The following is a 7,562-nucleotide window of genomic DNA, read 5'->3' as shown; positions in this document are numbered from 1 at the left end:
GCGGCCGGCTGGGCGGCCGGGGCGGCGGGTTCCTCCACCGAGACGCCGAAGTCCGTCGCGATGCCGGCGAGGCCGTTGGAGTAGCCCTGGCCGACCGCGCGGGCCTTCCAGGCGCCGTTGCGCAGGTAGACCTCCACGATCACCAGTGCGGTCTCGGTGCCGAGCTGCGGGGGCGTGAAGGTGGCGAGGACGGAGTTGTCGTCCGCGTTTCGGATGGTGGCGGTCGGTTCGATGCCCTGAAAGGACTGCCCGGCGGCGTCCGGGCTGGCGGTGACGACGATCTTCTCGATGCCCGGCGGCACGGCTGAGGTGTCGACCACGATCGCGTCCGGGGCGGCGCCGCCGCCGGAGCGGTAGGTCACGCCCTGGCCGGTGGGCTGGTTGTAGAAGATGAAGTCGTCGTCGGAGCGCACCTTGCCGTCGGCGGTGAGCAGCAGGCCCGATACGTCGAGCCGCACGGGCGCGGCGACGTCCACCGTCACGCGGGCGGCGGAGAGGGGGATGTTCGAGCCGGGGGTCATAGCTGTCATGCCGGGTGAACGAGCGAGGGCGTTTTACCGTTCCCTTACCCGGGGGCCAATCGGGTCAGGGGCTGGTGTGGGGGGTGCTCAGCGGCGGTTTCGGGGGTGGTTGCGGGCGGTGCGTTCGTTGCCGTGTTTGTAGTTGCCGGTCCAGCGGGCCATGACCAGCTGGGGTTCGCCTGCCGTGACCTCCTGGAGGAAGCGGGCGGCTCGGGAGCCGTTGAGGGTGGTGGCGGGGTGGTCGTGGTGGGTGATGTGGACGGTGCCGGTTGACGTGGCGGTGTAGGCGAAGCCGTGGGGGTTGGGCATGCGGGGATCGTAGGTGGGGTGGGGGCGGCGGGCCCAGGGGTTTTCGCCCCCGCCGCCCCTTCCCGTTCCCGAGGGCCGCGCCCCAGGCCCCCGCTTCGAGGCGCCGGACGGGCTATCGCTTCACGGCACGACCACGATCTTCCTGCCCACCCCCGCCGCGAACTGCTCCAGTGCCTCGGGGTAGCGGTCCAGTCCGATGCGGTCGCTGATGAAGACGTCCGGGTCGAGGACGCCGTTCGCGAACAGTTCCGCCGCGCGTTCGTAGCTGTGCAGGACCGCCATCGAGCCGGTGATGGTGATCTCCTGGTTGTAGATGCGGTACGGGTCGATCTGCACCCGCGTCGCGTAGTCGGCGACGCCGAACTGGAGGAAGGTGCCCGCCTTGGCGACCCGGTCCAGGCCGTCCTGGATGGCCGCCGCGTTGCCGGTCGCGTCGATGACGAGGTCCCAGCCCTGGGGGCGGTCCAGTTCGTCCGGGGTCGCGGCCGAGGCCGAGACGCCGAGGCCGCGGGCCGTCTCCAGGCGGGCCGGGTTGAGGTCGACCACGTCGACGCCGGCCGCGCCGGTGCGCTTGGCCAGCTCCAGCATCATCAGGCCCATCGTGCCGGAGCCGTAGATCAGGACGTGGGCGCCGAGGCGGGACTGGAGGACGTCGTAGCCGCGGACCGCGCAGGAGAGCGGCTCGATCAGGGCCGCGTCCTGGGTGCGGACGTGCTCGGGGAGCTTCACGCAGTTGGCCACGGGGGCCACCGCGTACTTCGCCGCGCCGCCCGCCGTCGTCACGCCGATGGCCGCCCAGCGTTCGCAGAGGTTGTTGTGGCCGGTGCGGCAGTAGCGGCACTCGTAGCAGTAGAGGGACGGGTCCACCGCGACCTGGTCGCCGACGGACACCTCCGTGACCTGCGCGCCGACGCCGACCACCTCGCCGGCGAACTCGTGGCCCGGCACGATGGGGAGCTTGGGCGCGAACTCGCCCTGGAGAATGTGCAGGTCGGTGCCGCACAGGCCGCAGGCGGCGACCTCCACGACGACCTCGCGGGGCCCTGGCGTCGGGTCGGGGACCTCGGTGACGACGGCACGGCCCACGGACTCGATGACGGCGGCCTTCATTTCACGGCTCCCAACGACAGGCCCTGGACCAGTTTGTCCTGGGCGGCGAACCCCGCGGCGAGCACCGGCAGGGAGATGACGAGCGACGCGGCGCACACCTTGGCCAGGAAGAGGCCCTGGCTGGTGATGAAGCCGGTCAGGAAGACGGGGGCGGTCTCTGCGACCACGCCCGTCAGCACCCGGGCGAAGAGCAGTTCGTTCCAGCTGAAGATGAAGCAGATGAGGGAGGTCGCGGCGATGCCGGGGAGGGCGATCGGGGCGACCACGCGGGCCAGGATGGTCGGCAGTTTCGCGCCGTCCACGCGGGCCGCCTCGATGATCGCGACCGGGACCTCGGCCAGGAAGGACTGCATCATCCAGACCGCGATCGGCAGGTTCATGGAGGTGTAGAGGAGGACCAGCAGCCAGATGTTGTCCAGCAGGTCCGTGTTCTTGGCGAACAGGTAGATCGGCAGCAGGCCCGCCACCACCGGCAGCATCTTGGTGGACAGGAAGAAGAACAGGACGTCCGTCCACTTCTTCACCGGCCGGATGGAGAGGGCGTACGCGGCGGGCAGGGCCAGGACCAGGACGAGGAGGGTCGAGGCGACCGACGCCACCGCCGAGTTGATCAGCGCCGGCCAGGGGCTCGCGCCGCCGCCCGCGCCGAAGAACTCCCGGTAGCCGTCCAGGGTGAGGGACGCCGCGAAGGACGGCGGGTTGGTGGCCGCGTCCTCCTCCGAGTGGAAGGAGGTCAGCGCCATCCACGCGATCGGCAGGAAGAAGACGATTCCGGCCAGCCAGGCCACCAGGCCCAGGCCGGCACCCGCCTTCCGGCGGACTCGTGCGGGCTTGGCACCGGTGGTGCCGGTGGTGCCGGTGGCGGCGGGTCGTACGGCGGTGGCGCTCATGCGCGGCCGACCTCCTCGCGGAACAGGGACGACACCACGCGCAGCGCGAAGGTGGCGATGATGATCGAGCCGATGACGACCAGGACGCCCGCGGCCGAGGCGAGGCCGTTCTCGTGGGCCTGGTAGAAGCTCTGGTAGACGGTGTAGGGCAGGTTGGCCGTGCCCAGGCCGCCGGACGTGATGGTGAAGACGGCGTCGAAGTTCTGGACGATGTAGATCGAGCCGAGCAGGGCGCCCAGTTCCAGGTAGCGGCGCAGGTGGGGGAGGGTGAGGTGGACGAAGATCTGCCAGTCGCTCGCGCCGTCCACCCGGGCGGCCTCGATCTGCTGCTGGTCCCGGCTCTGCAGCCCGGCCAGCAGGATGAGCATCATGAAGGGCGTCCACTGCCACACCAGTGAGGCCTCGACCGCCAGCAGCGGGGTGTTCGAGATCCAGTCCGGCTGAGGGCCGCCGACGTAGTGCAACAGGCCGTTGAACAGGCCGTACTCGGGGTTGTAGAGGACGTGCTTCCACAGGAGCGCCGCCGCCACCGGGACCACCAAAAACGGGGCGATCAGCAGGGTGCGGACCACGCCCCGGCCCTTGAAACGGCGGTCCAGCAGCAGGGCGAGGGCCAGACCGAGGACCAGGCTGGCCAGGACCACCGCCACCGTCAGCAGGACCGTCGTCCACACCGACTTGCGCAGCGCCGGGTCGGACAGGACGTCGCCGTAGTTGCCGAAGCCGGTGAAGGAGCGGGCGTCCGGATAGAGGGAGTTCCAGTCGAAGAAGGAGATCACCAGGGTCGCCACGAAGGGCAGCTGGGTGACCACGATCATGAAGATCAGGGCGGGGAGGAGGGGGGCCCGGGTGGCCCAGGCCCGCAGCCGGGAGGACGGCGGACGGACGGTGGGTCGTGCGTGGTCGGGTGCGGCCGAGGGGGCCGTTGTCGTGGCGGTCATCGTCCCTCGTACTCCTCGGAGATCTTCTCGGCGAGCTGCTGGGACTTCTTCAGGGCCTCCTCGACGGACTGGCGTCCGGCGATGGCCGCGCTGATCTCCTGGGAGACCTTGGTGCCGAGGTCGGTGAACTCGGGGATGCCGACGAACTGGATGCCGGGCGCGGGGCGCGGCTGCACTCCGGGGTCGTTCGGCTTGGCACCCTCGATGGCCTCCCGGGTCATCTCCTGGAAGGCGGCGGCCTCCGCCCGGTAGGCGGGGTTCTCGTACGTCGAGGCCCGCTTGCCGGCCGGCGCGTTCGACCAGCCGATCTCGTCGCCGACCAGCTGCTCGTACTCCTTGCTGGACGCCCAGGAGACGAACTTCCACGCCTTGTCGGCGTTGCGGGAGGCATCCTGGATGCCCCAGGCCCAGGTGTAGAGCCAGCCGGAGGACTCGGTCTTCTCCACGGGGGCGGGCGCGTAGCCCATCTTGCCCTTGACGGGGGAGTTCGCCGACTCCAGCGATCCGGCGGCGGAGGTGGCGTCGTACCACATGGCGACGTTGCCCTGGGTCATGTTGTTCAGGCACTCGGCGAAACCGGACTGGGCGGCGCCGGACTGGCCGTGCTCGCGGACGAGGCCGACGTAGAACTTCGTCGCCTTCTCCCACTCGGGGGAGTCCAGCCGCGCCTGCCAGTCCTGGTCGAACCAGGTGCCGCCGAAGGTGTTCACGACCGTCGTCAGGGGTGCCATCAGCTCACCCCAGCCGGGCAGGCCGCGCAGGCAGATGCCCTTCATGTCCGGCTCGGCCCCGTCGAGTTCGGCGGCCAGCTCGGCCACCTGGGTCCAGGTGGGATGCTCGGGCATCGTCAGGCCCTCTTTTTCGAACACGTCCTTGCGGTACATCAGGAAGGACGACTCGCCGTAGAAGGGCTGGCCGTAGAGCTTGCCGTCGTCGCCGGTGAGGGACTCGCGCATCGGCCCCAGGATGTCCCTCTCGTCGTACGCCGGGTCCTCGGCGACGTAGGAGTCCATCGGTCGCAGCCACTCGTTGCGGGCGTAGATCGGTATCTCGTAGTTGGAGAGGGTGGCGACGTCGTACTGGCCGGCCTGGTTGGCGAAGTCCTGGCTGATCTTGTCGCGGACGTCGTTCTCCGGCAGGACGGTGAAGTTCACCTTGATGCCGGTCTCTTCGGTGAAGTGGTCAGCGGTGAGTTTCTGCAGCTCGACCATCTGCGGGTTGTTGACCATCAGGACGTTGATGGCGTTGCCGCCGGATCCGGCGCCGCCCGCCCCGACCCAGCAGCCGGAGAGCAGCGGGGCGAGCAGCGTCCCTGCGGCGGCCATGGCGAGCGTGGCTCGCGGCCTCCGTCGGCTCTGGGTTCGCATGGATCGCTCCTGAACATATGGGGAGGAATGGGTAGTCATTGGGCAGTGGAGGGCATGCGCCTGCCCTCCAGGCGTGAGTCGGGGCTTGCGGGGGGAGGGGGAGTCGGCTTCTCAGACGCGGATGACCTGCGGCCCGAGCAGCGAATAGCGGTGGGCCTCGGCCGTGGGGAGCAGTGTGCTGGTGACGATCGCCTCCAGGGCACCGACCTCCGCGAACCGGCAGAAGCTGACCGCCCCGAACTTGGTGTGCGTGCCCGCGAAGACGGTGCGGCGGGCGGCGCGGATCGCCTGGGTCTTGACCTCGCTGACCGCAGGGTCGGGGGTGGTGAGGCCGTGTTCGCGGGAGATGCCGTTGGCGCCGATGTACGCCAGGTCGATGACGAAGCCGGCCAGCATCTTCGTCGTCCAGTGGTCGACGGTGGCCAGCGTGCCCGAGCGGACCCGGCCGCCGAGCAGCAGGACGGAGGTGTCGCCGGCCTCGGCGAGCGCGCCGGCGACCGGCAGGGACGCGGTGACCACGGTCAGCGGCCGGTCCCGGGGCAGGGCCTCGGCGATGAGCCGGGGAGTGAAGCCCTCGTCGACGAAGACGGTCTCCGCGTCGCCGAGCAGTTCGGCGGCCGCGGCGGCGACCCGGCGCTTCTCGGGCACGTGGCTGGTGGCGCGGAAGGCGAGCGTGGTCTCGAAGCCGGCGCTCTCCACGGGATAGGCGCCCCCGTGGGTGCGGCGGACCAGGCCGTGGTCCTCCAGGGCGCGCAGGTCCCGTCGTACGGTCTCCTTGGCGACGCCCAGGCCGGCCGCGAGCGCGGTGACGTCGACCGAGCCGGTGGCGCGGGCGAGCCGCACGATCTCGTGCCGGCGTTCCTCCGCCGTCCTCGTGTCCATGCCGAACACCTGCCTCACCGCCTCGTCGCCGTGTCCTCGCCCGTTCGGGCCCGTGGGGGCCATGGGGGAATTTCTACAGCTGCCGTGCGGCACTGACCAGGTCTGTTGCGGACCCGATACTGCCCGCTTGTGCCCGTTCCGGTCGCCGGGTGCCCGTCTCGGACCTGGCACGCGGCGGGGCGGGGCGTGGGAACGGGCAGTGCGGATGCCCGCATGCGGAAGCGGGCGGGCCCGTTCGGTGCCCGCCCGCCTCGTGATCGATCGGTTCCGGTCAGTACGGCCAGATCGGGGGGTCGGTCACGAAGTGGCCGCCGAGGCGGGCGTGCGCCGGGTTGTCCGGGTCGAGGTCGCCCTGCTCGGCGACGAGCTTCTCGGCGTACGGCTCGGAGTCGTCCCGCGGTTCGTAACCGAGCGCCCGCGCGGAGGTGAGGTCCCACCACAGGCGGGTGTTGGCGGAGGAGCCGTGGACGACGGTGTGCCCGACGTTCTCCGCGGTCAGGGCGGCGTGGAAGAGGCGGGCGCCGTCGGCGGGGCTCATCCACACCGAGAGCATGCGCACGCTGGTCGGCTCGGGGAAGCAGGAGCCGATGCGGACGGAGACGGTCTCCATGCCGTGCTTGTCCCAGTAGAACTGGGCGAGGTCCTCGCCGAAGGACTTGGACAGGCCGTAGAAGGTGTCCGGGCGGCGCGGGGTGTCGACCGGGATGAGGGGATCGTCGCCCTGGGGGCGCGGGGTGTAGCCGACGGCGTGGTTGGAGGAGGCGAAGACGATACGTCCGATGCCTTCCTCGCGGGCGGCCTCGTAGAGGTTGTACGTCCCCTCGATGTTCGCCTTCAGGATCTTCTCGAACGGGGCTTCCAGGGAGATGCCCGCGAGGTGGATGATCGCGTCGACGCCCCGGACCGCCTCGCGCACGGCCGCCCGGTCGGCGAGGTCGGCGACCACGGCGTCCGGTTCGCCCTCGATCGGGCGCAGGTCGAGCAGGCGCAGCTCGTAGCCGTGGTCGGGGAGCAGGTCCCGCATCAGGGTGCCGAGGCCGCCGGCGGCGCCGGTGAGCAGGACGGTGCGGGGAGCGGGCATCCTCGGGACTCCTAGGTCTCCTGTGGGTCTCCTGAATCGCCAGACGTGCGCAGTCGTGCGTATGGGCGCCTGGCGTTCATACGCGTGGACACGCTAAAGAACCGGTGGTGACCCGTCAAGAGGCGGCCTGCTTGACGGTGTTCGCGAGGCGGCTTAGCGTGGTCGCGTTCAGAAATGTAGACGCAGATCACGAGTATGACGCAGACGCATGACGCAGACCTTACCTATGGAATGGGGAGCGCCCGTGACCTCAGCCCCTCTCGCCGCCCGGCTCACCACACCCAGCGGTCCGCTGTTCTTCCCCGTCACGGCCTACGGCCCCGGCGGCGGGGTCGACCTCGACGTCTACCGCGCGCACGTGCGCCGCGGGATCGAGGCCGGAGCCGCCGCCGTGTTCGCCTGCTGCGGCACGGGCGAGTTCCACGCGCTCACCCCGGAGGAGTTCCAGGCCTGCGTCCGGG

9 protein-coding genes are annotated in these 7,562 nt (G+C 70.5%); 1 reads left to right on the top strand and 8 read right to left on the bottom strand.

All coding sequences use genetic code 11. The features are described 5' to 3' along the window. From EBH09_RS08205 to EBH09_RS08170, 8 genes are all read right to left on the bottom strand, one after another. Positions 1-521 (bottom strand): TerD family protein (locus EBH09_RS08205; RefSeq protein WP_193776293.1); only part of this gene is annotated, 521 nt, incomplete at its 3' end. An 87-nt stretch (positions 522-608) separates the two neighbouring features. After that, the gene (locus EBH09_RS08200; RefSeq protein ID WP_121746380.1) at positions 609-830 is read right to left on the bottom strand and encodes a hypothetical protein; all 222 of its coding nucleotides are present in this window, start codon (positions 828-830) and stop codon (positions 609-611) included. Positions 831-950: 120 nt separating this feature from the next. Further along, entirely contained in the window at positions 951-1,940 is a 990-nt protein-coding gene (locus EBH09_RS08195; protein WP_121746379.1) for a zinc-dependent alcohol dehydrogenase family protein, read from the bottom strand. Next, a complete protein-coding gene (locus tag EBH09_RS08190) occupies positions 1,937-2,830 on the bottom strand; it encodes a carbohydrate ABC transporter permease (protein WP_121746378.1) in 894 nt (297 codons plus the stop codon). The genes EBH09_RS08195 and EBH09_RS08190 overlap by 4 nt, the downstream gene beginning before the upstream one ends. Then, positions 2,827-3,771, bottom strand: coding sequence for a sugar ABC transporter permease (locus EBH09_RS08185; RefSeq protein ID WP_121746377.1), 945 nt, complete (start codon positions 3,769-3,771; stop codon positions 2,827-2,829). Before EBH09_RS08185 ends, EBH09_RS08190 begins: the two co-directional genes overlap by 4 nt. Next, positions 3,768-5,138, bottom strand: coding sequence for a sugar ABC transporter substrate-binding protein (locus EBH09_RS08180; RefSeq protein ID WP_121746376.1), 1,371 nt, complete (start codon positions 5,136-5,138; stop codon positions 3,768-3,770). The genes EBH09_RS08185 and EBH09_RS08180 overlap by 4 nt, the downstream gene beginning before the upstream one ends. 111 nt (positions 5,139-5,249) lie before the next feature. Beyond that, positions 5,250-6,020, bottom strand: coding sequence for a DeoR/GlpR family DNA-binding transcription regulator (locus EBH09_RS08175; RefSeq protein WP_121747295.1), 771 nt, complete (start codon positions 6,018-6,020; stop codon positions 5,250-5,252). A gap of 271 nt (positions 6,021-6,291) precedes the next feature. After that, positions 6,292-7,101 carry an NAD(P)-dependent oxidoreductase gene (locus EBH09_RS08170; protein ID WP_121746375.1) on the bottom strand — a complete coding sequence of 270 codons (810 nt, stop codon included), beginning with the start codon at positions 7,099-7,101 and terminating at the stop codon, positions 6,292-6,294. 244 nt (positions 7,102-7,345) lie between these two features. Between EBH09_RS08170 and EBH09_RS38660 the strand changes: the two genes are divergently transcribed. After that, the coding region (locus EBH09_RS38660) for a dihydrodipicolinate synthase family protein (RefSeq protein ID WP_238697238.1) at positions 7,346-7,562 on the top strand (217 nt) is incomplete at its 3' end.

Source organism: Streptomyces sp. E2N166, from assembly GCF_003671715.1.
Classification (GTDB): Bacteria; Actinomycetota; Actinomycetes; order Streptomycetales; family Streptomycetaceae; genus Streptomyces; species Streptomyces thinghirensis.
This window is presented reverse-complemented; position numbering and strand designations above follow the sequence as displayed.

What these genes read in the sequence shown, in the direction of transcription:
- EBH09_RS08190 (WP_121746378.1), bottom strand. Translation starts at nt 2,830, where the DNA reads ATGAGCGCCACCGCCGTACGACCCGCCGCCACCGGCACCACCGGCACC.
- EBH09_RS08180 (WP_121746376.1), bottom strand. Translation starts at nt 5,138, where the DNA reads ATGCGAACCCAGAGCCGACGGAGGCCGCGAGCCACGCTCGCCATGGCC.
- EBH09_RS08195 (WP_121746379.1), bottom strand. Translation starts at nt 1,940, where the DNA reads ATGAAGGCCGCCGTCATCGAGTCCGTGGGCCGTGCCGTCGTCACCGAG.
- EBH09_RS08200 (WP_121746380.1), bottom strand. Translation starts at nt 830, where the DNA reads ATGCCCAACCCCCACGGCTTCGCCTACACCGCCACGTCAACCGGCACC.
- EBH09_RS08175 (WP_121747295.1), bottom strand. Translation starts at nt 6,020, where the DNA reads ATGGACACGAGGACGGCGGAGGAACGCCGGCACGAGATCGTGCGGCTC.
- EBH09_RS08170 (WP_121746375.1), bottom strand. Translation starts at nt 7,101, where the DNA reads ATGCCCGCTCCCCGCACCGTCCTGCTCACCGGCGCCGCCGGCGGCCTC.
- EBH09_RS08185 (WP_121746377.1), bottom strand. Translation starts at nt 3,771, where the DNA reads ATGACCGCCACGACAACGGCCCCCTCGGCCGCACCCGACCACGCACGA.